Source organism: Limimaricola cinnabarinus LL-001 (genome assembly GCF_000466965.1).
Lineage (GTDB): Bacteria > Pseudomonadota > Alphaproteobacteria > Rhodobacterales > Rhodobacteraceae > Limimaricola > Limimaricola cinnabarinus.
In genome coordinates, this window is sequence record NZ_BATB01000017.1 from 13,186 (window position 1) to 37,125 (window position 23,940).

Annotated in this window: 21 protein-coding genes and 2 pseudogenes; 3 read left to right on the forward strand and 20 right to left on the reverse strand. The window is 68.1% G+C overall.

Going from position 1 to position 23,940, the window contains the following annotated elements; all coding sequences use genetic code 11:
* The first annotated feature begins 72 nt into the window (after positions 1-72).
* Positions 73-1,491 carry a 1-acyl-sn-glycerol-3-phosphate acyltransferase gene (locus tag MBELCI_RS08030; protein WP_021693693.1) on the forward strand — a complete coding sequence of 473 codons (1,419 nt, stop codon included), beginning with the start codon at positions 73-75 and terminating at the stop codon, positions 1,489-1,491.
* Here MBELCI_RS08030 and MBELCI_RS08035 read toward each other — a convergent pair.
* The 16 genes and pseudogenes from MBELCI_RS08035 to MBELCI_RS08105 form a co-directional block, all read right to left on the reverse strand.
* The gene (locus MBELCI_RS08035) at positions 1,463-2,998 is read right to left on the reverse strand and encodes an AAA family ATPase (RefSeq protein WP_045319865.1); all 1,536 of its coding nucleotides are present in this window, start codon (positions 2,996-2,998) and stop codon (positions 1,463-1,465) included. The genes MBELCI_RS08030 and MBELCI_RS08035 overlap by 29 nt on opposite strands.
* Before the next feature lie 50 nt (positions 2,999-3,048).
* Entirely contained in the window at positions 3,049-3,240 is a 192-nt protein-coding gene (locus MBELCI_RS20700; RefSeq protein ID WP_021693695.1) for a hypothetical protein, read from the reverse strand.
* A 99-nt stretch (positions 3,241-3,339) separates the two neighbouring features.
* Complete coding sequence (locus MBELCI_RS08040; protein WP_021693696.1) at positions 3,340-4,101, reverse strand: TIGR02186 family protein; 762 nt, start codon at positions 4,099-4,101, stop codon at positions 3,340-3,342.
* Positions 4,098-5,015 (reverse strand): sulfite exporter TauE/SafE family protein, encoded by a 918-nt coding sequence (locus MBELCI_RS08045; RefSeq protein WP_021693697.1) that lies wholly within the window; start codon positions 5,013-5,015, stop codon positions 4,098-4,100. The genes MBELCI_RS08040 and MBELCI_RS08045 overlap by 4 nt, the downstream gene beginning before the upstream one ends.
* Positions 5,016-5,103: 88 nt before the next feature.
* Positions 5,104-5,907, reverse strand: coding sequence for a purine-nucleoside phosphorylase (locus tag MBELCI_RS08050; protein WP_021693698.1), 804 nt, complete (start codon positions 5,905-5,907; stop codon positions 5,104-5,106).
* Positions 5,891-6,859, reverse strand: coding sequence for an ABC transporter permease (locus MBELCI_RS08055; protein WP_021693699.1), 969 nt, complete (start codon positions 6,857-6,859; stop codon positions 5,891-5,893). The genes MBELCI_RS08050 and MBELCI_RS08055 overlap by 17 nt, the downstream gene beginning before the upstream one ends.
* 4 nt (positions 6,860-6,863) lie before the next feature.
* Positions 6,864-7,985, reverse strand: a complete 1,122-nt coding sequence (locus tag MBELCI_RS08060; protein ID WP_021693700.1) for an ABC transporter permease — start codon at positions 7,983-7,985, stop codon at positions 6,864-6,866.
* Between the two features lies 1 nt (position 7,986).
* Positions 7,987-9,588 (reverse strand): ABC transporter ATP-binding protein, encoded by a 1,602-nt coding sequence (locus MBELCI_RS08065; protein ID WP_021693701.1) that lies wholly within the window; start codon positions 9,586-9,588, stop codon positions 7,987-7,989.
* A 76-nt stretch (positions 9,589-9,664) separates the two neighbouring features.
* Positions 9,665-10,659: pseudogene (locus MBELCI_RS08070) on the reverse strand (BMP family lipoprotein).
* Positions 10,660-10,794: 135 nt separating this feature from the next.
* Entirely contained in the window at positions 10,795-11,289 is a 495-nt protein-coding gene (locus tag MBELCI_RS08075; RefSeq protein ID WP_021693703.1) for a GNAT family N-acetyltransferase, read from the reverse strand.
* Positions 11,286-11,864, reverse strand: a complete 579-nt coding sequence (tsaB, locus tag MBELCI_RS08080) for a tRNA (adenosine(37)-N6)-threonylcarbamoyltransferase complex dimerization subunit type 1 TsaB (protein WP_021693704.1) — start codon at positions 11,862-11,864, stop codon at positions 11,286-11,288. Before tsaB ends, MBELCI_RS08075 begins: the two co-directional genes overlap by 4 nt.
* Positions 11,864-12,432, reverse strand: a pseudogene (locus MBELCI_RS08085) (NifU family protein). The gene tsaB and the pseudogene MBELCI_RS08085 overlap by 1 nt, the downstream one beginning before the upstream one ends.
* A 92-nt stretch (positions 12,433-12,524) precedes the next feature.
* Positions 12,525-12,980, reverse strand: coding sequence for a universal stress protein (locus tag MBELCI_RS08090; RefSeq protein WP_021693706.1), 456 nt, complete (start codon positions 12,978-12,980; stop codon positions 12,525-12,527).
* A gap of 10 nt (positions 12,981-12,990) precedes the next feature.
* Complete coding sequence (locus MBELCI_RS08095; RefSeq protein WP_021693707.1) at positions 12,991-14,220, reverse strand: hypothetical protein; 1,230 nt, start codon at positions 14,218-14,220, stop codon at positions 12,991-12,993.
* A 1-nt stretch (position 14,221) separates the two neighbouring features.
* Complete coding sequence (locus MBELCI_RS08100; RefSeq protein WP_021693708.1) at positions 14,222-15,085, reverse strand: branched-chain amino acid aminotransferase; 864 nt, start codon at positions 15,083-15,085, stop codon at positions 14,222-14,224.
* 97 nt (positions 15,086-15,182) lie between these two features.
* Complete coding sequence (locus MBELCI_RS08105) at positions 15,183-15,665, reverse strand: VOC family protein (RefSeq protein ID WP_021693709.1); 483 nt, start codon at positions 15,663-15,665, stop codon at positions 15,183-15,185.
* A 188-nt stretch (positions 15,666-15,853) separates the two neighbouring features.
* Here MBELCI_RS08105 and MBELCI_RS08110 point away from each other — a divergent pair, with 188 nt between their 5' ends.
* A complete protein-coding gene (locus MBELCI_RS08110; protein WP_021693710.1) occupies positions 15,854-16,408 on the forward strand; it encodes a L,D-transpeptidase in 555 nt (184 codons plus the stop codon).
* Between the two features lie 168 nt (positions 16,409-16,576).
* Here MBELCI_RS08110 and trpS read toward each other — a convergent pair whose 3' ends face one another.
* On the reverse strand, positions 16,577-17,593 hold the full coding sequence (gene trpS, locus MBELCI_RS08115; protein WP_045319866.1) for a tryptophan--tRNA ligase: 1,017 nt from the start codon (positions 17,591-17,593) through the stop codon (positions 16,577-16,579).
* A 77-nt stretch (positions 17,594-17,670) separates the two neighbouring features.
* Between trpS and MBELCI_RS08120 the strand changes: the two genes are divergently transcribed.
* Entirely contained in the window at positions 17,671-18,384 is a 714-nt protein-coding gene (locus MBELCI_RS08120; protein WP_045319867.1) for a rhomboid family intramembrane serine protease, read from the forward strand.
* Here the strand turns inward: MBELCI_RS08120 and murJ are convergent.
* The 3 genes from murJ to MBELCI_RS08135 are packed head-to-tail and all read right to left on the reverse strand — an operon-like array spanning position 18,381 to position 23,927.
* Positions 18,381-19,967 carry a murein biosynthesis integral membrane protein MurJ gene (gene murJ, locus MBELCI_RS08125; protein ID WP_021693712.1) on the reverse strand — a complete coding sequence of 529 codons (1,587 nt, stop codon included), beginning with the start codon at positions 19,965-19,967 and terminating at the stop codon, positions 18,381-18,383. The genes MBELCI_RS08120 and murJ overlap by 4 nt on opposite strands.
* Positions 19,964-22,783 carry a [protein-PII] uridylyltransferase gene (locus MBELCI_RS08130; RefSeq protein ID WP_021693713.1) on the reverse strand — a complete coding sequence of 940 codons (2,820 nt, stop codon included), beginning with the start codon at positions 22,781-22,783 and terminating at the stop codon, positions 19,964-19,966. The genes murJ and MBELCI_RS08130 overlap by 4 nt, the downstream gene beginning before the upstream one ends.
* Entirely contained in the window at positions 22,743-23,927 is a 1,185-nt protein-coding gene (locus MBELCI_RS08135; protein ID WP_021693714.1) for an ABC transporter substrate-binding protein, read from the reverse strand. The genes MBELCI_RS08130 and MBELCI_RS08135 overlap by 41 nt, the downstream gene beginning before the upstream one ends.
* Between the last annotated feature and the right edge of the window lie 13 nt (positions 23,928-23,940).

Consider the following 23,940-nt stretch of genomic DNA (forward strand, 5'->3'; position numbering starts at 1 on the left):
AAGCAGGGCAAGTGCGGGGGAGGGGCCTCTCGGACGCTACCCTCGGGCGCCGGATTGCGTCAGGGTCGGCCCATGTTCCGCCCTGTCGAAATCCCGCTCTGGCTGCTCGTGCTGATCGTGCTGTTCGCGGCGGTCACCTTCGCATCGCATTTCCTGTTTCCCTCGGTACGCTGGTTCTTTCGCAAGCGCATGGAGCGTGCCGTGGCGCGGCTCAACACGAGGCTGGCGCGCCCGATCGAGCCGTTCAAGCTGGCGCGGCGTCACGACATGATTCAGCGGCTCATCTACGATCCCGCCGTCGCACAAGCCATCGTCGAACATGCACAGAGCCACGGCGTTCCCGAGAACGTGGCCTTCGAGCAGGCCCGCGACTATGCGCGCGAAATCGTGCCGTCCTTTTCGGCGACCGCCTATTTCACCTTCGGCATCCGGCTTGCCAAATGGCTCAGCCGGGCGCTCTACCGGATCCGTCTCGGGGCTTTCGACCGGGACGAACTGGATGCGATCGACGCGAACGCGGCGGTGATCTTCGTGATGAACCACCGCTCCAACATGGATTACGTGCTGGTGACATGGCTTGCCGCGCGGACCTCGGCGCTGTCCTACGCGGTGGGCGAATGGGCGCGGGTCTGGCCGCTGTCGCCGGTGATCCGGGCGATGGGGGCCTATTTCATCCGCAGACGCGACCGCGGCGTGCTCTATCGCCGGGTGTTGCAACGCTATGTTCAGATGGCGACGGCGGGGGGCGTGACGCAGGCGATCTTTCCCGAGGGCGGGCTGAGTCTCACGGGGCGCGTGGCCGCTCCCAAGACCGGGCTTTTGGGGCATATCGTCGAAGATTTCGCGAACCACCGCCGCGACGTGATCTTCGTGCCGGTGGCGCTCAATTACGACCGCGTGCTCGAGGACCGGGTGCTGATCGGCGCCGCCGAGGCAGGCGGCCGGCGGTTCCGCGTTCCGGCTTCGCGGCTGGCGGGGGCCGTTATGGGGCATCTGGGGCAACGGCTCACGGGAAGGTTTCGCGGCTATGGCACCGCCTCGGTCGGTTTCGGGCAGCCGCTGTCGCTGGCCGAGTTCTTGGGAGACGAGGCTCCGGGCCCGCAGGATACGGCGCGGCTGTCGAAGGAAATGATGCGCCGGATCGAGGCGGTGATGCCGGTGCTGCCGGTGCCGCTTGTCGCGGGGATCCTGCTCGACGCCTCGCCCTTGCCGTCCGCGCGGATCGAGATCCGCGTCGCGGCCCGTCTGGGCATGCTACATGCGCGCGGCGTGGCGCTGCCGCGCCGCGATGCCGCGCGGATCACGGCGGATGCGTTGAACAACCTCAAGCAGCGCGGGCTGGTGATCGAAGGCGGCGAGGGGCTGGCGCCCGCTGCAGGGGCTGAGCCGGTGCTGCGGTTTTACGCAGCCTCGGTCGCGCATCACTTCGAGCCTGTGCGACTCGCGGCCCCGGCCGCGGAACTCAGCCCTCCTGCGCCGTCGGTGCGCTGAGTTCGAAGGGGGCAGCGGGGGCTACGAGGTCGTCGGTGTTCAGGCTGTCGCTCGGCTTGGCCAGCATCGAGCGCACCACCCAGCGCAGCTCGCGCTCGGCGCGGGTGATCGCGACATAGGTCAGCCGTTTCCATAGGGGTTGTCCGGCCTCGACCCGGCCCATGCGCGCCGCGATCTCGATGTCGGGGGCAAAGACCTGCACCGTGTCCCATTGTGAACCTTGGGCCTTGTGGATCGTGACGGCCGCGCCATGCAGGAAGGTGGCGCCCATCCGCGCCGCATAAGGGATGAAGGGCTCGGCGTCTCCCTCCTGCTCGATCCGCACGATCGAGGCTGCCGAAAGCTGCGGCTCGGGCGCGCCCATCACGTGCAGCCGCGAAAACCCCGGCTTGCGCCCGGGGCCCATATAGACCACCTGCGCGCCCTTGATCAGGCCGCGCGCCTCCAGATCGAGCCGCTTCTTGCGATGCTTCAGCGGCAGTTCGATCCCGTCGCAGATCAGCGGCTCGCCCGGCAGCAGGTCGCCCTCTGGCGCGCCGTAAGCGGCGCGGAAGGCGTGGATCAGACGGATGCGCGTGGCGTTGCGCCACACGAGAACCGGCGAGCGGGCCATCAGCTCGGCCTCGACCCGCCGCGCCATGACGACGCGTTCGTCGCGGTTCGCGGCCTCCTGCACCAGTCGCTCGAAGGCGTAGAAATCGACCTGCGGATCGGCCAGCGCATGGGCGAGATCGAGGATCGGATTGTCAGCGTCCTGCCGGTGGATGCGATGCAGGACATGCTTGTCGGCGTCTTTCATGGTGTCGAACACCATGCCGCCCAAGGATTGCACCGGGGACAGCTGCGCCGGGTCGCCGAACAGCACCAGCGTCGGGAAGATCTCCTTGAGATCCTCGACCTGTTTCTCGTCGAGCATCGAAGATTCGTCGATGAATCCGATGTCGAGCGGCTCCTCGCGGCGCTTCCAGCCGGTAATGAAGTCCGATCCCCTGAGACCGGCGGCGGCCAGTGCGGCGGGCACCGAGCCATGGGTGGCGAAGGCGCTGGCGGCGCGGGCCAGGGCCTCTTCGGTGAGGCCCTCGATGTTTGGCTTTTCGCCGTCACCGCCGAGCCATTCGGCGATCTTCTCGTATTCGGGGTCGTAGACCGGTGTATAGAGAATGCGGTGGATCGTCGTCGCAGGGACGCCGCGATTGCGCAGCACGCTCGCCGCCTTGTTGGTCGGCGCGAGAACGGCCAGCGTGCGCCGGTCTTTCTTGCGGCGCCCCTCCCAATCGCCCGAGACGATGTCGACGCCCGCTTTCTTGAGCGCGGCGGTCAGCTCCGCGAGCAGCAGCGTCTTGCCGGAGCCTGCCTTGCCGATGACGGCGATGGTGCGCTGCGCGTCCGAGGCGGGCGCGCTCAGCAATTCGTCGTCGAGATCGATGCCGCTGAGCCGCAGAAGCTGCGTCACGGCATCCCAGGCTTCGGCCTGGTCGGAGGAGTACGTCACGGCGGGAAGTGTCATGGCGCGACCCTACCCGCGCGCCGCGACAGGGGCCAGAGGGGGCGCTGCGCCTAATCGGCGCGGTGGCGCGCGGATGTCGGGGCTTCGGCGCGCTCGCCCGGCCGGCCTGACGGGATGATCGCCAGTTCATGCGCGGCCTGACCGGCCACCTCCGACAGCCGACGCGCCAGCTGGGGCAGGCCGTTGCGGCTGGCATAGGATCCGAGATCGACCAACACGTCGAACATCCATCGATGTGACATCGGTGCTCCTTTTAGGCTGTAACAGGCCCCCCCTGACCGAAGCTAGCATGCCAAAGCGCCCCTGCGGGAGCCTTGGAATAGGGGGGATTTTAGCGGCTCTCAGCGACGCCAGCCCGTAAAGGCCGCCGAAGCCGCCCAGCCCGCCGCGATCGCCAACGCCAGCGACAAGAGCCCATAGAGCGCGGCCTGCTCCCGCGAGAAGTCGTAGAGCCAGCGTTCGACGCCGACCTTGCGCACGCCGATCACCGTCTCGTAGCTGTCGATCACCTTGCCGCCCCGTGTCAGGAAGATCCGCGTGGTGTAGTTGCCCGCGACGAGATCGGCGGGCAGGGCGAGCGATGTGCGAAACAGCGTTTCGCGGTCGAGATCGACGCCCCCCTCCTGCAGCCGGTAGACGTCCTGCGCCTTGCGGATCCGCACCAGCGCCGCGACGTGGTTCGCCGTCTCGAAGGCGCGATTGCCCGCCGCGCGGATCGCGCGCGAGATCGACACAGCCAGCCGCAGATCTTCGGTGATGCTGAGAACCTCGCCCAGCGGCGCGGTGGTGGCGACGGCGTAGAAGGAGGGGGCGCCCTCGATCCGCACGGCGTCGGCGTTGATCCAGATCCCGGCGCGGCGCTCCTTGTGGCGCACGATGGCGGTCTCGGGGGGGCCGGCGACGGTGACGATCACCTCAAGCGGGTCCGCGTTCACCGGGGGCGGCGCTTCTCGGTGCACCGCACCGAAGATCAGGATGTCGGAGCCGTCGAAGGTGGCGGTGATCGCGACCTGATCGCGGCTCAGCCCGAGCACGATCTCCTCGGCGCGCGCCATATGGCCGGGCAGGGCGATCGCGACGAGTAGCAGCGCCAGCCGGATCATGACGGGGCCACCGATTGGATCTCGTAAAGTTCGGCGGGCCGCAGCACGAGACCCAGGGCCAGCTGCCCGCAGACCGCCAGCACGAGGAGCGCAAGCAGGATGCGCAGCTGCTCGGCCTTCATTCGCGCGCCTATCCTTGTGCCGAGCTGCGCGCCTATCACCCCGCCCGCGATGAGCAGAAGCGCCAGCGCGATATCGACCGTCTGGTTGGTCACGGCGTGCAGCATTGTGGTGAAGGCGGTAACGAAGATGATCTGGAACAGCGACGTGCCGATCACCACCTTGGTCGGCATGCCGAGCAGGTAGATCATCGCGGGCACCATGACGAAGCCGCCGCCGACCCCCATGATCGCCGCCAGCACACCCACAGACAGCCCCACCAGCAATGGCGGGATCGCCGAGATGTAGAGCCCCGAGACTCGGAACTTCATCTTGAGCGGCAGCGCATGGACCCAGTAGTGCTTGCGCCGCTTGGGCCGCGCGCCGGGGCGGCGCGACTTCAGCAGCGCGTTCAGGCTCTCGACTAGCATCATCGCGCCGACCGTGCCGAGAAAGATCACGTAGCTCAGCTCGACCAGCAGGTCGACCTGGCCGCGCGCGCGCAGCCAGTTGAACACCGCCATGCCGAGGCCCGAGCCCACGAGGCCACCCGCGAGCAGCACCGCGCCCATTGTCATGTCAACGGTGCGGCGCCTCAGATGTCCCAGAAGGGCCGAGAAGGACGAGGCGACGATCTGGTTGGTCGAGGTGGCGACGGCCACGGCGGGCGGAATGCCCGCGAGGAACAGGAGCGGCGTGATCAGGAACCCGCCGCCGACGCCGAACATGCCCGACAACACCCCCACCAGCCCACCGAGGCCGAGGATTAGGAAAATGTTGACCGACACCTCGGCAATGGGGAGGTAGAGCTGCATGCGAAGCCTTTTGCGCTGGGGCCGATTAAGGCAGCCGCGGCAGGCTTTTCCAAGCCCCCGGCGCAAAGAATGCCGCGTTGCGGCGCGATCAGCCCATGTCGCGCAGCATCCGGCGCAGCACCTGTTCCAGCTTGGCCGCACCCAAGGGCGCCATCGCCTTGGTGTGCTCGTGGCCGATGTTCTCGTCGGACATGCCGGCGGCCATGTTGGTGATCGCCGAGATGGCCAGCGCCTTCATACCCATGAAGCGCGCGAGGATCACCTCGGGCACCGTCGACATGCCGACCGCGTCGGCACCGAGGGTTCGGATCGCGCGAATCTCGGCCGGGGTCTCGAAGGAGGGGCCGGAATACCAGGCATAGACGCCCTCATGCATCTCGACCCCCTCGGCCCGCGCCGCCGCGTGCAGCTTGGCTCGCAGCTCCGGGTCGTGCGCGTCGCCCATCGGCACAAAGCGCGCATCGGTCGTCTCTCCGATCAGCGGGTTCAGCCCCGAGAAGTTGATGTGGTCCGAGAGCGCCATGATCGAGCCGGTGGGCATCTCGGCGCGCAGCGACCCCGCGGCGTTGGTGAGGATCACCGCCTCGGCGCCAAGTTCCTTGAGCACCTCGAGCGGCAGTCGCATCTCGCCGGGATTGCCGCGCTCGTAGTAATGCGCGCGCCCGCCGAAGACGGCGACGCGCTGGCCTTCCAGATCGCCCACGGCGAGTACCGGGTTGTGGCCCGACACACCCGCATGCGGAAAGCCCGAAAGCTTGTCATAGGGGATGGTGACGCCATCGACGGCACCTGCGATGTGGCCGAGGCCGGAGCCGAGGATCAGCCCGTATCTGACAGGATCGGCCCCGGCCTGGGCCTTGATCAGGCCCGCGAGTTCAACGCTCTTTGACATAGGGTTCGCCTCCGGCGCGGGGCGGGATCGCGCGGCCGACAAAGCCTGCGAGGATCACCACCGTGAGAATATAGGGAAGGGCGTCGAGAAGCTGCACGCCCACTTCGAAGCCGAGCGTGCCCTCGATCACGTCGGGGCGCAGGGCGATCGCCTGCAGGAAGCCGAACAGCAGGCAGGCGCCAAGCGCGTACCATGGCCGCCACTTGGCGAAGATCAGCGCGGCGAGCGCGATATAGCCGCGCCCCGCCGTCATGTCCTTGACGAAGCCCGCCTGAAGACCGGTCGAGAGATAGGCTCCGGCAAGGCCGGTGAGCAGGCCACAGATCGCCACGGCCGCAAAGCGCAGCCCGACGACCGAGATGCCGGCGGTATCGACGGCGGCGGGGTTCTCGCCCACTGCGCGCAGCCGCAGGCCGAAGCGGGTGCGAAACAGCACCCACCAAGTCAGCGGCACCATCAGCAGGCCCACATAGACCAGCAGCGTGTGCCCCGAGATCAGCTCGGCATAGATCGGGCCGAGGACGGGGATGTCGCGGATTTCGGACACGAAGGGCAGGTCGATGCTCTCGAACCGCGCATTGCCCGAAAGCTGCGGCGTGCGTCCGCCCTGTCCGAACCAGCTCTGCGCGATGACGACCGTGATGCCCGCGGCGAGGAAGTTGATCGCGACGCCGGAAATCAGCTGGTTGCCCCTGAAGGTGATCGAGGCGAGGCCGTGAATGCCCGAGAGCATCAAGGCCGCGCCGATCCCCGCCAGCGTGCCGATCAGCACCGAGCCGGTAACGGCCGCGACGGCGGCGGTGAGGAAAGCCGAGGCCAGCATCTTGCCTTCGAGACCGATGTCGAAAATACCCGCGCGCTCGGAAAAGAGCCCGGCGAGACAGGCAAGCAGCAGCGGCGTGGCAAGCCGGATGGTGGTGTCGAGCACCTGCAGAAGGGTCAGGAAATCCATGGGCTCACTCCGCCGGTTCGGTCTTGCGGGCGGGCTTCGGCGCGGGCCGCAGCCTCAGGAACATCGCCTCGAGCGGCATTCGCACCATGTTGTCGAGCGCGCCGGTAAACAGGATCACGAGGGCCTGGATCACCACGATCAGTTCGCGCGGGATCGAGGTCCACAGCGCCAGCTCGGCGCCGCCCTGATAGAGAAAGCCGAAGAGCAGCGCTGCGAGCAGCACGCCGAAGGGATGGCTGCGCCCCATCAGCGCCACCGCGATGCCGATGAAACCGGCGCCCTCGACGGCGTTGAGCACGAGGCGCTCGGCCTCGCCCATGACGTTGTTGATCGCCATCATGCCCGCGAGACCGCCGGAGATCAGCATGGTCACGACGATGATCCGGGTGGGCGAGATGCCGGCATATTTCGCCGCCGATTCCGATTGGCCGAAGGCGCGGATCTCATAGCCCAGACGGGTGCGCCAGATCAGCGCCCAGACGGCGACGCAGGCCAGCAGCGCCACGAAGAACGACACGTTCACCGGCGCGCCCCGGAACAGCGCGGTCTCGGCGGTCGAGAACATGTCTTGGAAGGTCGGCAGATGCGTGGCCTCTGGGAAGCGGCCCGTGGCGGGCTCCATCGAGCCCGAGGGTTTGAGCGCGCCGATCAGCAGGTAGTTCAGCAGCGCCGCGGCGATGAAGTTGAACATGATCGTGGTGATCACGATGTGGCTGCCGCGCTTGGCCTGAAGCCAGGCCGGGATCAGAGCCCAGGCCGCGCCGAAGAGTGCCGCGCCCACCGCGCCGCCCAGAAGCGCGATGCTCCAATGCGGCCAAGGTATATAGAGCGCGATCAGCGCCACGCCGAGGCCGCCCAGCATCGCCTGGCCCTCGCCGCCGATGTTGAACAGGCGCGCATGGATGGCGATCGCCACGGCGAGGCCGGTAAAGATGAAATTGGTCGCGTAGTAGAGCGTGTAGCCCCAGGCGTAGGTCGAGCCCATCGAGCCGTCGACCATCAGCTTGAGGGCCGACCACGGGTTTTCGCCGATGGCGAGGATGACCAGGGCCGAGAGCAGGGCGGCGAGAAGCAGGCTGATCAGCGGGATCAGCACCACATCCGCCCATTGCGGCATCTTCTGCATCTCAGGCCTCCTTCGCGGCGCTGGCGCGCTTCTTGGCAAGGTTGGCCTCGATCTCGGCCTCGCTATGCGGTTTGTCCGTATCGGTGATGCCCGCCATCAGAAGACCAAGCTCGCGCTCGTCGGTCTCGGAGGGCAGGCGCTCGCCCATGATCTGGCCGTCGAACATCACCGCGATGCGATCCGACAGCGACAGGATCTCGTCAAGCTCGACCGACACCAGCAGCACCGCCTTGCCCATGTCGCGCAGCGCCACGATCTGCTCGTGGATGAACTCGATCGCGCCGATGTCGACACCGCGCGTCGGCTGACCGATCAGCAGCAGGTCGGGATTGCGCTCGATCTCGCGCGCCACGACGATCTTCTGCTGGTTGCCGCCCGAAAAGTTCTTGGCGGCGAGGTTCGGGTTCGGCGGGCGCACGTCGAAGCGCTCCATCTTCGCGGCGGCGTCGGCCTTGATGGCCGCGTTGTCCATGAAGACGCCTTTGTTGAATTCGGGCTTGTCGTGATAGCCGAAGGCCACGTTTTCCCAGGCCGTGAAGTCGAGGATCAACCCCTCGTGGTGCCGGTCCTCGGGGACGTGGGCGATGCCGCGCGCGCGCCGGGTGCGAGCGTCGGACTTGGATCCGGTGAGGTCGATCTCCTCGCCATTGAGCCGCACCTTGCCCTTGGCCTTGCGGTAGCCGCCCAGCACCTCGAGCAATTCGGACTGGCCGTTGCCCGCGACACCGGCAAGGCCGAGGATCTCGCCCGCGCGGATCTCGATCCCGATGCCGCGCAATCGCTCGACGCCCTTGCTGTCGATCACGCGCAGGTTCTCGACCTCGAGGATCGTCTTGCCCGGCGTGGCGGGGGCCTTCTCGACCTGCAGCAGCACCTTGCGGCCGACCATCAGCTCGGCCAGTTCGGGCGGCGAGGTTTCGGCGGTCTGCACCGTCGCGGTCATCTCGCCGCGCCGCATCACGCTCACCGTGTCGGTGATCTCCATGATCTCGCGCAGCTTGTGGGTGATCAGGATGATCGTCTTGCCCTGATCGCGCAGCCCCTTGAGGATGCGGAACAGGTGGTCGGCCTCGGCCGGGGTCAGCACGCCGGTGGGCTCGTCGAGGATCAGGATGTCGGCCTGCCGGTAGAGCGCCTTGAGGATCTCGACCCGCTGCTGCATGCCGACGCCGATATCCTCGATCCGCGCATCGGGGTCGATGTTGAGCTCGTATTCCGCGGCCAGCTGCTTGAGTTGGCGGCGCGCCTTGGCGAGCGACGGGCGCAGCATCGCGCCTTCCTCGGCGCCGAGCACGACGTTTTCGAGCACGGTAAAGTTCTGCACCAGCTTGAAATGCTGAAACACCATGCCGATCCCGGCGCGGATCGCGGCCTGGCTGTCGGGGATCTGGGTCAGGCGGCCATTGATGAAGATCTCGCCCGCATCGGCCTTGTAGAAACCATAGAGGATCGACATCAGTGTCGATTTGCCGGCGCCGTTCTCGCCGATGATGCCGTGGATCGTGCCGGGCATCACCCGGATCGAGATGTCCTTGTTGGCCTGCACGGGGCCAAAGGCCTTGGAGATGCCCTTGAGCTCGATCGCGGGGGTGTGGTCGGTCATGTGATGTCCGGTCCTCGGGTGCGAAACGGGGCCGCGCTTTGCGGCGCGGCCCCTCGTGTCATGCCCTGGGGGGCGATCAGAAGTCGAGCGAGGGGCAGCTCTCGTCGCTCATGTAGTCGTGCACCTCGATCTCGCCCGAGGCGATCTTGGTCTTGGCGTCCTCGACGGCGGCGGTCATCTCATCGGTGACGAGCGCCTCGTTGTGCTCATCGACGGCGATGCCGACGCCCTCGTTGTTGACGCCCATCACGTTGATGCCGGTCTCGACCTCGGTGCCCGCCTCGAAGGCCTCATAGACCGCGTTGTCCACGCGCTTGACCATCGAGGTCAGCACCTTGCCCGGCTGCAGGTAGTTCTGGTTGCTGTCGACGCCGATCGACAGGATGCCTTGATCGGCGGCGGTCTGCAGCACGCCAATGCCGGTGCCGCCCGCGGCGGCATAGATCACGTCCGCATCTTGCGAGATCTGCGCCTGGGTTAGCTCGGAGCCCTTCACGGGATCGTTCCAGGCCGAGGGGGTGGTGCCGGTCATGTTCGACAGGACGGTGATCTCGGGGTTCACCGACTGAGCGCCCTGGGCGTAGCCGCAGGCGAACTTGCGGATCAACGGGATGTCCATGCCGCCGATGAAGCCGACGGTGCCGCTCTCGGAGGCCATCGCGGCCATTTGGCCGACAAGGTAGGAGCCTCATGCTCGTTGAAGATCACCGAGCGGACGTTGGGCTGGTCGACCACGCCGTCGATGATCACGAACTTGGTCTCGGGGTAGTCGGTGGCGATTTCCTCGAGCGGGGTCATGAACGAAAAGCCTACCGTGACGATCGGGTTGTTGCCGGCCTCGGCGAAACGGCGCAGCGCCTGCTCGCGCTGGGCGTCGGACTGCAGCTCGACTTCGGCATAGGAGTTGCCGGTTTCCTCGGCCCAGCGGGTGGCGCCATTATGCGCGCTTTCGTTGAAGGATTTGTCGAACTTTCCGCCCAGATCGTAGATCAGCGCCGGATCGGCCAGAGCCGCGCCTGCCGAGAGGGCCAGCACGGCGGAGGCGCCGAGGAATTTCGCGAAATGAGTCATCAATAGCTCCCTGTCAGGTCTCGGCACGGCCCCTGAGGGGCGACACGCGCCTGCCGGTCATGCGCCGGCTCATGGCAGGATAAGGCAATGCGCAGCCCTCGGGGGTCAACTGATTTTTCCCTGATTTGCGCCAAGTCATCGGGGCTTTGAGGTGGCTTCGGGTGGCTTCGGGACGGCTTTGCCCACGCAAAAGGCGACTGACGCCGGGGCATCCTGACGCAGGGGGAGGGTGAGGATCAGCGCCGTCACCGGCGGCCGGTCGGGCCGGGAATAGTAGCCCCGTCTGCGGCCCGCCCGGACATAGCCCGCCGCCGCGTAGAGCGCACAGGCCGCCACGTTGTCCTCGGCCACCTCGAGAAAGGCCGTATCGGCCCCGGCAGCACGCGCCGCGTCGTGGAACGCCTCCAACGCGGCGCGGGCGCGGCCCTGCCGGCGATGCCCGGGATGTGTGGCAAGCGTCACGATCTCGGCCTCGTCGAGCGTCACCCGCCCCAGAACGAAGCTTGCTGCGTCGCCCGACAGGATCGCGCCGGGGGCGGCGAGCAGCTCGACGAACTCGGCCGCGCCCCAGTGACGCTCATCCGGAAAGGCCGCCGCATAGGTCTCGGCGAGGGCCCGCGGCTCGGTCATCCGATCAGCACGGGCGCGGGGTCGCGCGGCGGCGCGGCGTCGGCGGGGCGAACATAGAGCGGCGCCGGGCGCGGCTGGGGCGTCGCGGCGCGGCCGCACGCGATTTCGGCGATGGCGCGGACCAGCGGGTCCGCCTCGGGGGCGTGCAGCACCTCGCCCGCCTGCGCGGCGGGCGCGAGGGTGGGGGCTTCGGCCCCGTTCTCGGTCAGGCGCTGCAGCCACAGGTGGTCGCGCGGCGCGGGCAGGGCGACGGTGACCGGGCGCGGATGACCCAGTCCCGCCGCCTCGAAGCCCGACACGCCGATCGCCGGGATGCCCAGACCCAGCGCGAGGCCGCGCGCTGCAGAGACGCCGATCCGGAGCCCGGTGAAGTTGCCCGGCCCGCAGCCTACGCCGAGGGCTGCGAGATCGCTCCAGCCGAGGCCTTCGGCGGCGAGGACCTCCTCAAGGAAACCCATCAGCCGCTCGGCCTGTCCTTTGGCCATCGGCTCGACCCGGGCGACCACGCGGTCCCCCAGATGCAGCGCGGCCGCGCAATGCGCGGCCGAGGTGTCGAAGGCGAGAAGCGGTGTCATCAGGCGGCGACGGGCCGGACCTCGACCACTTCGGGGATGTAGTGGCGCAGCAGGTTCTCGATGCCCATCTTGAGCGTCAGCGTCGAGGAGGGGCAGCCCGCGCAGGCGCCTTGCATGTGCAGGTAGACGATGCCGCGATCAAAGCCGTGGAAGGTGATGTCGCCACCATCCTGCGCCACGGCGGGCCGCACGCGGGTGTCGAGCAATTCCTTGATCTGCTCGACGATGGCGCCGTCCTCGCCCGTATGCTCGGCATGACCGCCCGAGGCGCTGTTCGAGGTGCCGTCGTCGATCGCCGCGCGCCGGACTGGAAATGCTCCATCACCGCGCCGAGCACGGCGGGCTTGATGTGATCCCACTCGACCGCGTCGGTCTTGGTCACGGTCACGAAGTCCGAGCCGAGGAACACGCCCGCCACGCCGCCGGTCGCGAAGATGCGCTTGGCAAGCGGGCTCGACTGCGCGGCCTCCTCGGAGGGGAAGTCGGCCGTGCCCATCTCGAGCACGGTCTGCCCCGGCAGGAACTTCAGTGTCGCGGGGTTCGGCGTGGATTCGGTCTGGATGAACATCGGACCACCTTTCGTTTCAGGCTCCCGATATGCGCCTCGCAGGGCCCGAAGTCAAGATTTGGAACGGTTCTAAAAACCATTCGTCAGAGCTTTCAGGTGATCGCCTCCAGCCGCTCCTTGGAGATGTCGCCCGGCACGATGGTGATCGGCACCGGCAGGCTGCCGGCCTCGCGGGTGAGTTGGCTCACCAGCGGTCCCGGCCCCTTGCGGTCGTCCCCCGCGCCGAGCACCAGCACGCCGATCTCCGGGTCCTCGCGGATCTGGGCGAGGATCTCAGGCACCGCCTCGCCTTCGCGGATCACGAGGTCGGGATGCACGTTCTGGCGGTCGCGCATCCATTTCGCGAAGACCTCGAAATGGACTTCGATGCGCTCGCGCGCCTCGGCGCGCATGATCTCGCCCACGCCTACCCAATGGTTGAACTCGTCGGGGGGGATCACCGACAGGATTGTGACGCCGCCGCCGGTTTTGCCCGCGCGCATCGCGGCAAAGCGCATCGCGTTGAGGCATTCGCGGGTGTCGTCGAGGATCACGAGAAACTTGCGCATGGGCTCTCCGTCATTCCGCCGGAGTGTGGCCCAACGAGGGGCGCGGCACAACGGGGCGGTGCACGACCGGGCGGCGCAGGGGCGGATCGGGGCGCAGGCGCGGCTGCGGCCGGGTCAAGGGAGGCTCGGCGCGCGGACGCGGCATGTCGGTGCGGGCATCGGCCCCGCGCGCCTGCGCCCGCACCGGCATGCGCAAGAGTGCCAGCACGAGGCGACCAAAGCGTTCCCCCAAGAAGATCAGCACCTGGCCCGCGACCAGCCACAAGAGCGCCGCCGCCCCGATGGCGAGGTCCGACAGCCGCACCAGCGCACGAAAGGCGCGGCCCTTGCCGAGAATGTCGAGCGTGGCGCGGGTGTCGGGTCCGGCGGCGTCCGACAGCCGCGCCAGCCGCCGCGCATCGGCGGCGTCGTCGACATGGCGCAGCATCAGCACCGCGTCGGTGAGCGAGGCATTCGCGGCAACGCGCCCCAGATCCGAGGCCAATTCACCCACCCGGGCGAGCTTCACCGGGTCGGCCACTTCGTCGAGGCCCGCCCTGCCCAAGGTGAGATTGTCGAGCCGATCCGGGCGGAAACCGACATCGGAGAGCAGCCGAAGTTCATCCGCGAAACGCGGGCTGACGGTGCCGAGCCGCCGTGCCAGCCGCAGCGAGGTCGCCCCCACCTTGACCGTGGCGCTGGTGCCGCCTGAGGCCAGCACCAGACCGGTGGCCCCGAGGCCCACACCCGCCAGCGCCACCTCGATCCGGTCGATCTCCTCGCCCGCGATCCCGGCCTGTGCCGCGCGGCGCAGCGCGTTGAGATCGCCAAGCGGCGTCATCTCGACCGTGACGCCGCACATCGCCAGTAGCGTCACGCGCGGGCAGGCGGTGATGTCGGCGGCGCAGACCGCGCAGTCGCGCACCGCCGCCAGCGCCCCGGTCTCTTGCGCCTCGAGCGCCTGCATCCGGCCCAAAAGGGCGGGCGAGGGCGCGATGCCGTGTCGTCCGCCCACCGCCGAGACCATGCGCATCGCGTCGAGATCCTCGGCCAGAAGCGCGCGGTCCATCTCGGCCATGTACCATTCCGGCGTCACCTCGCGCGCCAAGGCCGCACGCAGCTCCAGCGCCACCGCCTCGGTGGTGCGCTCCAGATAGGGCGCGGCGAAGGGGTTTTGCGACAGCAAGAGCGCCAGCGCCACAGCGCTCAGCGCGAAGGGCAAGAACGCCAGCAGCCGGTCGATGGCGCGCCAGAGCCGCATCTCAGCCAGCCGTCGCCGCCCAGTCCCAGTACATCTCGCGCACCCGCTTCGTGACCGGGCCGATGGGATAGGCCGTGTCGTCGAAGGTGGTGACAGGCGTGACCTTGTGCATGTTGCCCGACAAGAACACCTCGTCGGCGGCATGCACGTCGGCGAAGGACATCGTGACCTCGTGCACCTTCACCCCGTCGGCGCACAGGTTGGCGATGTGGCGCGCGCGGGTGATGCCCGCGAGAAAGGTGCCGTTGGGGATCGGCGTGAACACCTCGCCATCCTTGACGACAAAGACGTTGGAGCTGGCGCTTTCGGCGACGTTGCCCAGCGCGTCGGCCGCCAGAGCGTTGCCAAAGCCCTTGACGCGCGCCTCGGCGATCATCCGGGCGTTGTTGGGGTAGAGGCAGCCCGCCTTGGCGTTGACCACCGCGTCCTCCATCACTGGGCGGCGAAAGCGCGTGGTGGTGAGCGTCGTCGCGGCATCGGGCGGCGCCATCGGGATCGCCTCGAGCGCCACGGCAAAGCCGGTCGCGCCCTCCTTGGGGAGGATGCCCAAAGGGCCGCCATCGAGTGCCCAGTACATCGGGCGGATGTAGATCGCGGCATCCTTGGGGCAGGCGGCCAGCCCCTCGCGGACGATGCCGACCATCTCCTGTGTCGAGACGGTGGGGGTGATCATCAGCGCCTCGGCCGAGGCATTGGCCCGCGCGCAATGCTTGTCGAGGTCGGGCGCGAGCCCGTGCGCGTAACGCGCGCCATCGAACACGGTCGTGCCGAGCCACGCCCCGTGGTCGGAGGCGCGGATCACCGCGATGTCGCCTTCGTGCCAGCGCCCCTCGTGATAGGTCCGGATATCGGTGCCCGTGGCCATGCCTGTCCTCCACTTTGGGGCACAGGCTAGGCCGATGGCGCAGGGCGGTCGAGAGGCGGCGGCGCTCCGGCACGCCGCAACGGTCGGGGCGTTGCGCTCAAGCCTCGGCCAGCAGCGCGCCCAGATCGAGCCGGGCATTGGTCATCGAAAGCCCGCCCTCGGCGTCGCGCGGCCAATCGGCTTCGGCGCGGTCGCGGTAGATTTCGACCCCGTTGCCGTCGGGATCGCGGAAATAGATCGCCTCGCTCACCCCGTGATCGGCCGCGCCGTCGATCTCGACTCCGGCCTCGATCGCTCGCCTCAGCGCCCGCGCCAGCGACCTGCGGTCGGGGTAGAGGACCGCGGTGTGGTAGAGGCCGGTATGGCCCGGCGGCGGCGGCGCGGCGCCAAGGCTCTCCCAGGTGTTGAGACCGATATGATGGTGATAGCCCCCCGCGGAAAGGAAAGCCGCGCCGGGGCCGTAGCGCTGCATCACCTCGAAGCCCAGCACGCCGCCATAAAAGGCGATGGCGCGGTCGAGATCGGCGACCCGCAGGTGCACGTGGCCGATACGGGTGGCGGCGGGGGCGATCTGGGTCATGGCGGCGGCTCTCCGGGTAGGGGCGGTACATCACCAAGATAGGGACCGGCAGGCCTCGGCGTCAGTCACCAGTTTCGCACGGCATCGGTGCAACAACGCGAAACCCCGATGCGGCACCTCGCGCCGTCGTGAGTTGATCCTCCCGCGCGGGAAGGGGGAAGGGAGGGCAAAACAGATCAGGAGACCTCATGACCCAGACCCGACGCAGCTTTCTTGCGACCGGCACCGCCGCCGGCCTCGTCACGCTCGCCGCTCCCGCCATCGCGGCCCAAGGCGCGGTGCAGCGCAACGTCTCGGCGCTTCAGAGGATCGACTGGCGCGATCATTTCGACGCGCTGGGCAGGGGTGTCATCGTCGCCGACACCAAGGCCCGTGCCGTGCATTTCTGGGGCGGTGACGGAGAGACCTACCGGCTCTATCCTTCTTCGGTTCCCGTGAGCGAAGAACTCACCCGGCTCGGCTATACCGAGGTAGTGCGCAAGGTGGAGGGCCCGACATGGACCCCGACGCCCTCGATGCGCGAGCGCGACCCTTCGCTTCCGGCGGTGGTGCCCGCGGGCCCCGGCAACCCGCTGGGCACCCATGCGCTCTACCTGTCGTGGCAATATTATCGGATTCACGGCACCCATGACACGCGCAAGATCGGCCGACCTTCCTCGGATGGCTGCATCGGTCTTTACAACGAACACATCGCCAAGCTCTTCGCGCTGGTCGAGACCGGCACGCAGGTGCGGCTGATCTGAGCCGATGCGACGGAAGGGGACTGCGCTCCCCTTCCGCCCCTGTCCGGGACGCAAGCGCCGAGGCGGCCCGTTTCCGCCCCGGTGCCCTGTCGCCTTGAGAAAACGGTGATGGGAGCCGTGCTGTAGCCTAGCCGGAGTGGGCAGGGCGCGTAGCGCCCCGCCCGTGGCTCAGCGGACGAGGCCCATGATCTCGGAGGTCTTGGCGACGATCGGATCGGCGATGGCGCGGGCGCGATCGGCGCCGCGGGCCATGATCCGGTCGATCTCGGCCGGGTCGTCCATTAGCCGCGCCATCTCCGACGAGATCGGGGCGAGCTTCTCGACTGCCAGATCGGCGAGGGCGGGTTTGAACTGGCCCCAGCCCGCGCCGCCATGCTCGGCGATCACCGCTTCGGCCGTCACCCCCGACAGGCCCGCGTAGATATCCACGAGGTTCTTGGCCTCGGCGCGATCCTTCAACTCGTCGAGATTGTCGGGCAGGGGCGCGGGGTCGGTGCGGGCCTTCTTGAACTTCTTGGCGATGGTGTCGGCGTCATCGGTCATGTTGATCCGCTCCATGTCGCTCTCGCCCGACTTCGACATCTTCTTGGTGCCGTCGCGCAGGTTCATCACCCGCATCGCCGGCCCCTCGATCACCGGAGTGGTGAGCGGGAAGAAGTCGGTCTTGTAGTCGTGGTTGAACTTGGCCGCGATGTCGCGGGTCAGCTCGACATGCTGCTTCTGGTCGTCGCCCACCGGCACGTGGGTGGCGTGATAGGCGAGGATGTCGGCGGCCATCAGCGACGGATAGGCATAAAGCCCGAGGCTCTGCTTCTCGGCGTTCTTGCCCGCCTTTTCCTTGAACTGGGTCATCCGGTTCATCCAGCCCATCCGCGCGACGCAGTTGAACAGCCAGCCCAGTTCGGCATGGGCCGAGACGCGGGACTGGTTGAACAGGATGGATTTCTCCGAATCGATCCCCGAGGCGAGGTAGCCCGCCGCCACTTCGCGGGTGGCACGGCGCAGCTCCTCCGGCTCCTGCCAGACGGTGATGGCATGCAGGTCCACGACGCAGAAAATCGTCTCGAATTCACCGCCCTGCATCTCGACAAAGCGCTTGATCGCGCCGAGATAGTTGCCGAGCGTGAGGCCGCCCGAAGGCTTGATGCCCGAAAAGACGCGGGGGGCGAACTTGGTGTCGGTCATGGCGCGTGTCCTGCTGGAAACCGGGTGGCATTCCGATTAGCCATGCCCCCTGTCGAGGTCAACCGAAGGGGACGAACATGCGACCGCAGGGATACTACCCGAGACCCGATCCGAACCACTCCCCGATCGAGGGCCCCTTCGGCACGCTGCCGCCGCTGATCGTGGTGCTGGCGCTGGTCATGGCTGGCATCGAGGCGGTGCTGTCGCTCGGGGCCACCGGGCTCGTTGGCGGGCCACAGGCCGTGGGCTGGCGCATCGGCGCGATCAAGGGCTACGGGTTTTCCGCCGCCGTGCTCGACCGGCTGGCGCTGCGCTGGGACTGGGGCCTCGCCTCGCGTTTGCTGAGCTACCCTTTCGTGCATCTCAGCCTGACCCACGCGCTCTTTGCGGTGGCGCTGCTTCTGGCGCTCGGCAAGTTCGTGGGCGAGGTGCTGCACCCGGTCGCGCTGGGCCTGCTGCTGGCGGCCACGACCATTACGGGGGCCATCGCCTTCGGGGTCTTCACCTCGACCAACTACCCGCTGGCCGGGGCCTACCCGGCGGTCTACGGGCTGATCGGCGGCTTCACCTATCTGATGTGGCTGCAACTCGGGCGCGCCGGGTCGAACCGGCTGGCGGCGTTCCGGCTGATCGGCGTGCTCCTGGCGCTGCAGCTGGTGTTCGGGCTGATGTTCGGCGCCGACCCCGCATGGGTGGCCGACGCCGCAGGCTTCGTGACGGGGCTGGTGTTGTCGCCGCTTTTGGCACCGGGCGGCGCGCGCGGGTTCCTCGCGCGGATGCGGACGCGTTAGCGCCGCACCGCGCGGCGGAACTCGGCGAGGCGGAACGCCCCCAGAAGCTGGCCGAAGCCGAAATAGCCCAGCATCCCGATCGCCACGAGGACGGCCAGCGCGAGGTAGCGCACCGTCGGCGTGGCGAGGAACGGGCCCAGGAGCGCCGCGCAGCCCAGGAGCAGCACCCCCATCAGCGCCGATGCGCCGCAGATCCGCCACAGCCGGTGACGGAAGCGGTCGTCCCATTGCGAGGCCACCCCCATCCCGCGCGAGCCGCGCCACAGCAGCCAGACCATGGCCCAGCCCGCCAGCGTCGTGCCGAGAGCGGCGGCGATGAAGCCGATCACCGGAGCGAGGCCCACGGCCACCACCACGTTCACCACCATCGCCACGAGCGCGTAGCGGAACGGGCTCTTGGTGTCCTCGCGCGCGAAGAACAGCGGTTGCAGCGATTTTTGCAGCACGAAGGCGGGCAGGCCCACGCCATAGACCGCGACGGTAAGCGCGGTCGCCATGGTGTCGTCGGTGGTGAAGGCGCCGCGCTCGAACAGCACCGAGACCAGCGGGACGGGGATCACCACCAGCGCCACGGCAGCGGGGATGGTGAGCGCGAGGCTCATCTCGGCGGCGCGGTTGAAGGCGTCGCGGCCGCCGGTCTCGTCGCCCGCCCGCAGCCGGCGCGACAGATCGGGCAGCAACACCACGCCCACGGCGATACCGACCACGCCCAAGGGCAGCTGGTAAAGGCGGTCGGCATAGTTGAGCCAGGCAACCGCGCCTTCGAAGAAGCTGGCCACCTGCCGACCGACCAACAGGTTGATCTGCACCACACCGCCCGCCAGCGCCGCAGGGGCCGCGATGGCGGCAAGCTTCCACAGGTCGGGCGACATGCGCGGCCAGCCCCAGCGCAGGTGGAAGCCCGCGCGCTTGGCAGCCCACCACACGAGGAAGAGCTGCACCAGACCCGCGAAGGGCACCGACAGCGCCAGCGTGTCGCCCACCCGGAGCCCGAGCGCCCGGTCGATGCCGAGCCCGAGGCTCTCGGAGGGATCGCGACCCAGCGCCGCGCCCACCAGTACCGCGAGGATGAACACGATGTTCAAGAGCACCGGCGCCGCGGCGGCGGCGACGAAGCGGCCGGTGGCGTTGAGCACGCCGGAGGCCAGCGCGGCGAGCGAGATGAACAGGATGTAGGGAAAGGCGAGGCGGCCGTATTCGACCGCAAGGTCGAACCGCTCGTCGCCCGCAAAGCCCGACGCCATGAGCAGCACCAGCCCCGGCATTGCCACCACGCCGATCACCGTGAACACGGTGAGGATGAAGGCCATGCCGACCCACGCCTCCTGCGCGAAGCCCGCCGCGTCCTCCTCGCCCTCGAGCTTTTTTGAGAACATCGGCACGAAGGCCATGTTGAATGCGCCCTCGGCGAAGAAGCGGCGGAACATGTTGGGCAGCGAGAAGGCGACGAGGAAGGCCTCGGCCACCGGGCCCGCGCCGAGATAGCCCGCGATCATGATGTCGCGCGCGAATCCGAAGACGCGGGACAGCAGGGTCCAGATGCCGACGGTGAGAAAGCCCTGCACCAAGCGGATGGGCTTCAAGACACGGCCCTCCGCGCGCCCGCTTCGATGGCCTCGCGCAGCCGTCGTTCGAGCGCGCGCTGCTTCGACTCAGAATGGTATTTCAATCCGAACATGTCCTTGACGTAGAAGGTATCGACCGCCTGCTCCCCATAGGTCGCGATGACGGCGGAGGAAATATAGACATTCGCGGCGGCCAGCGTCCGGGTCAGGTCATAGAGCAGGCCGGGCCGGTCACGGGTGTCGACCTCGATGATGGTGAAGATCTCCGAGCCGTCATTGTCGAAGGCGATCGAGGTGGGCACGCGGAAGGCGCGCTCGCGCTTGCGGATCTTGTCGCGGTCCTTGATCGCGTCGCGCGTCACGACCTCGCCGCGCAGCGTCTTGCCGATCATCTGCTCAAGCCGGGGCAGGCGGGCCTGCTCGTAGGGATGCCCCTCGGCGTCCTGTATCCAGAACACGGCCGTGCACAGCCCGTCCTTGGCGGTATAGGTGCGCGCGTCGACGATATTGGCGCCCACAAGCGCCAGCGCGCCCGTGAGCCGCGAGAACAGCCCCGGATGGTCGGTGGTGGCAAAGCTCACCCGCGTGGCGTCGCGATCGGCATCGAGCATGAGGTCGGTGCGGATCTCGTTGGTGCCGAGCCCGCGCAGCAGATGCGCGAAGCGGACATGCTCGTCGAGCGGCAGGCCTTGCCAGTAGGGGCCGTAATGACGGCTGGTCTCCGCGCGCAGCTCGGCCTGCGGCCAGTCCGACAGGGCCTCGCGCAGCGCTTTCTTGGCCTCGGTTTCGCGGGCGCCGCGGCTCAGATCCTCGAGCCCGGTGGCGAGCGCCTCCTCGGTGGCGGTGTAGAGGCTGCGCAGCAGCATCGCCTTCCAGTTGTTCCACGTGCCGGGGCCGACGCCGCGGATGTCGCAGACGGTCAGCACGCACAAAAGGTCGAGCCGCTCCTTGGTTTTCACCGCGCGGGCGAAATCGCGCACCGTGCGCGGCTCGGAGATGTCGCGCTTCTGCGCCATGTCCGACATCAGAAGGTGATGGCGCACCAGCCATTCGACCGTCTCGCTTTCCTTGCGATTGAGCCCCAGCCTCGGCGCCACCCGCCGGACGATCTGTGCGCCGAGCACCGAATGGTCCTCGTCGCGGCCCTTGCCGATGTCGTGCAGCAGCAGCGCCACGTAGAGCACCTTGCGGTTCACCCCGGCTTTCAGGATCGAGGAGGCCACGGGGAGCTCCTCGACGAGCTCCTCGCGCTCGATCTGCGCCAAGGTCGAGATGCATTGGATCGTGTGCTCGTCGACCGTGTAGTGGTGATACATGTTGAACTGCATCATCGCGACGATCGGCGCGAATTCAGGCAGGAAGGCCGCGAGAAGGCCCAGCTCGTTCATCCGGCGCAGCGCCCGCTCCGGGTTGCCGCGCCGGATCATCAGGTCGAGGAAGATCCGGTTGGCCTCCCGGTCCTCGCGCAGCTTCGCGTCGATCAGATGCAGGTTGGCCGAGATCAGCCGCATCGCGTCGGGATGCAGCAGGTGGCCGGTGCGCAGGCTTTCGTCGAAGATCCGGAGCAGGTTCACCGGATCAGCAAGAAACGCCGTCTCGTCCGCCACGTCGAGCCGGTTGTGCACGATGCGGTAGGGCGGGCGAGCGCGCTTGCGCCGCGCCAGAAGCCGGGTCAGCATCGGCTCGGACTTCAGATGCGTGGCCTCCTGTGCGGTTAGGAAGATGCGGGTCAGCTCGCCCACGCGGGTGGCATGGCGAAAGTAGTCCTGCATGAAATGCTCGACCGCGCGGCGGCCACCGCCATCGACATAGCGCATCCGCTCGGCCACCTCGACCTGCATGTCGAAGGTGAGCTGGTCCATCGCCCGGTTGGTGACCAGATGCAGGTGGCAGCGCACCGCCCAGAGAAAATCCTCTGCGCGCACGAACTCGGCGTATTCCTCATCGGTGAAGACGCCTTGCCCCACGAGCTCGGCCGCGTCCTGCACGCCGTAGACGTATTTGCCGATCCAGTAGAGCGATTGCAGGTCGCGCAAGCCGCCCTTGCCCTCCTTGACGTTGGGCTCGACCACATATCTCTGGCCGCCCTGCTTGAGGTGGCGCGTGTCGCGCTCGGCAAGCTTGGCGGTGATGAATTCGGGCGCGGTGGCGCGGAACAGCTCGGTCCAGAGCCGCTCGCGCAGGGAAGCGGCGAGCGCGGGATCGCCCGCGAGGCGGCGGCATTCGATGAGCGAGGTGCGGATCGTGAAATCCTCCTTCGCCAGCCGCAGGCAGTCCTTCACGGTGCGGCTCGCATGGCCGACCTTCAGCTTGAGATCCCACAGCATGTAGAGCATTGATTCGATGACGCTCTCGGCCCATGGGGTGATCTTCCACGGCGTCAGGAAAAGCAGGTCGACGTCCGAATGCGGCGCCATCTCGCCGCGCCCGTAGCCTCCGACGCCAAGGAGCGACAGCCGCTCGCCCTCGGTCGGGTTGTGGAGCGGGTGCAGCTCGCGCGCCACGTCGAAGCAGGCCGTAACGATGCGGTCGGTCAGCCAAGCATAGGCACGGGTCGCGGGGCGCGCGGCGAAGGGGCGCGTGGCAAAGGCCTTCGCGATCGCGTCGCGCCCCTCGCGGCGGGCTTCGGACAACACCATGACGGCCGCGCGGCGCATGGCCATGGGGTCATCCAGCCCGGCCATCGCCTCGCCGAGCATTCGCGACACCTTTTCGGGGTCGAATATGTCGCGCGCCGGAAGGATCAGATCCTCCGGCGCGTCGGTCGTGTCGGGCTTCGCGTAGGGCGGGGTCTTAGAGACCGGCGCCGCGGAAGCTTGTGGGAGCAGGGTCAAGGATAACCACCTGGTTGTTGCGGATCGTGGCGACGGCAAGGCCACGCTGGTTGGTGCCGTTGGACAGCAGCCGGAAGATCCCCGAGGTGCCCTTGAAGCCCTGGCTGGTGACGAGGGCATTGCGGGTCAGCGCGTCGGCCCGGCCGGTGGCGGCCAGCGCACCGATGGCGGCGATGCCGTCATAGGCGAGACCAGCGAGAGGATGCGGCTGCGCGCCATAGGTCGACGAATAGCGCTGTTCGAAGGCGCGGGTGCGGGCGGTGTCGGGCACGGCGAAGAGACCGTTCTGCAGCCCCGGCAGCGTCAGCGCCTGCGGCGCCGCGTCCCATCGGGTGAGACCCAGCATCCGCGCCTGCTGCGGCGTGACGCCCGCCTTGTTGAGCGCGTTGGCGAGAATCGGCAGGTCGGCATTGACGCCGGCGGTGGTGAAGACGCCGGTGGCACCGGTGCCGCGCACCGTCTCGGCAACGCGGGGGGCGGCGGATTGCACGCCGGCCTGGCTCAGCTCGTAGGCTTGGGTGCCCGCGACGGCGCCGCCGGAGCTTTTGACAGCGTTGACGATGCTGTCGCGGCCGATCACGCCCTGAAGGTCGTTGCCATAGGCGACGACATAGCGGTCGATGCCGTTGGCACGGCCATATTGCACCAAACGCGTGGCGGCGCTGGAGAAGGTCGGCCCGAGGATGAAGACGTTGCCGCCTGCGATGGTCGGGTTGTTCGAGAAGGCCAGGACGTTCACGCCCTGATCGGCCACCGCGACGCCTACCGCGTTGGCGGCCTCGGCATAGAGCGGCCCGAGGATGATCTGCGCGCCTTCGGCCACGGCGGTGGTCGCGGCCCGCGCGGCGCGGGCGGGGTCGCCGGCGGTCGGATAGACCTTCATGTCGATTTCGACATTGCCGAGATCGGCGATGGCGAGGCGGGCAGCGTTCTCGAGGTTGGAGGCGAGCAGCGCGTCGCTCTGCGAGGAGGAGCCCGCGGGCACCAGAAGCGCCACCTTCACCGGCGCGCCGGGGGTGACGCGCTGGGCGTCCGAAACGGGGCCGGTCGCCACGATCGGCTGACATGCGGCAAGCCAGAGGATGGAGAACAGGGCGAGAAGTCGGGCCGCGGCCTTGCGGGGCTGCGTCAAACGGGCGAACATGGGCATCACTTTC

What these genes read in the sequence shown, in the direction of transcription:
- MBELCI_RS08030 (WP_021693693.1), top strand. Translation starts at nt 73, where the DNA reads ATGTTCCGCCCTGTCGAAATCCCGCTCTGGCTGCTCGTGCTGATCGTG.
- MBELCI_RS08035 (WP_045319865.1), bottom strand. Translation starts at nt 2,998, where the DNA reads ATGACACTTCCCGCCGTGACGTACTCCTCCGACCAGGCCGAAGCCTGG.
- MBELCI_RS20700 (WP_021693695.1), bottom strand. Translation starts at nt 3,240, where the DNA reads ATGTCACATCGATGGATGTTCGACGTGTTGGTCGATCTCGGATCCTAT.
- MBELCI_RS08040 (WP_021693696.1), bottom strand. Translation starts at nt 4,101, where the DNA reads ATGATCCGGCTGGCGCTGCTACTCGTCGCGATCGCCCTGCCCGGCCAT.
- MBELCI_RS08045 (WP_021693697.1), bottom strand. Translation starts at nt 5,015, where the DNA reads ATGCAGCTCTACCTCCCCATTGCCGAGGTGTCGGTCAACATTTTCCTA.
- MBELCI_RS08050 (WP_021693698.1), bottom strand. Translation starts at nt 5,907, where the DNA reads ATGTCAAAGAGCGTTGAACTCGCGGGCCTGATCAAGGCCCAGGCCGGG.
- MBELCI_RS08055 (WP_021693699.1), bottom strand. Translation starts at nt 6,859, where the DNA reads ATGGATTTCCTGACCCTTCTGCAGGTGCTCGACACCACCATCCGGCTT.
- MBELCI_RS08060 (WP_021693700.1), bottom strand. Translation starts at nt 7,985, where the DNA reads ATGCAGAAGATGCCGCAATGGGCGGATGTGGTGCTGATCCCGCTGATC.
- MBELCI_RS08065 (WP_021693701.1), bottom strand. Translation starts at nt 9,588, where the DNA reads ATGACCGACCACACCCCCGCGATCGAGCTCAAGGGCATCTCCAAGGCC.
- MBELCI_RS08075 (WP_021693703.1), bottom strand. Translation starts at nt 11,289, where the DNA reads ATGACCGAGCCGCGGGCCCTCGCCGAGACCTATGCGGCGGCCTTTCCG.
- tsaB (WP_021693704.1), bottom strand. Translation starts at nt 11,864, where the DNA reads ATGACACCGCTTCTCGCCTTCGACACCTCGGCCGCGCATTGCGCGGCC.
- MBELCI_RS08090 (WP_021693706.1), bottom strand. Translation starts at nt 12,980, where the DNA reads ATGCGCAAGTTTCTCGTGATCCTCGACGACACCCGCGAATGCCTCAAC.
- MBELCI_RS08095 (WP_021693707.1), bottom strand. Translation starts at nt 14,220, where the DNA reads ATGCGGCTCTGGCGCGCCATCGACCGGCTGCTGGCGTTCTTGCCCTTC.
- MBELCI_RS08100 (WP_021693708.1), bottom strand. Translation starts at nt 15,085, where the DNA reads ATGGCCACGGGCACCGATATCCGGACCTATCACGAGGGGCGCTGGCAC.
- MBELCI_RS08105 (WP_021693709.1), bottom strand. Translation starts at nt 15,665, where the DNA reads ATGACCCAGATCGCCCCCGCCGCCACCCGTATCGGCCACGTGCACCTG.
- MBELCI_RS08110 (WP_021693710.1), top strand. Translation starts at nt 15,854, where the DNA reads ATGACCCAGACCCGACGCAGCTTTCTTGCGACCGGCACCGCCGCCGGC.
- trpS (WP_045319866.1), bottom strand. Translation starts at nt 17,593, where the DNA reads ATGACCGACACCAAGTTCGCCCCCCGCGTCTTTTCGGGCATCAAGCCT.
- MBELCI_RS08120 (WP_045319867.1), top strand. Translation starts at nt 17,671, where the DNA reads ATGCGACCGCAGGGATACTACCCGAGACCCGATCCGAACCACTCCCCG.
- MBELCI_RS08135 (WP_021693714.1), bottom strand. Translation starts at nt 23,927, where the DNA reads ATGTTCGCCCGTTTGACGCAGCCCCGCAAGGCCGCGGCCCGACTTCTC.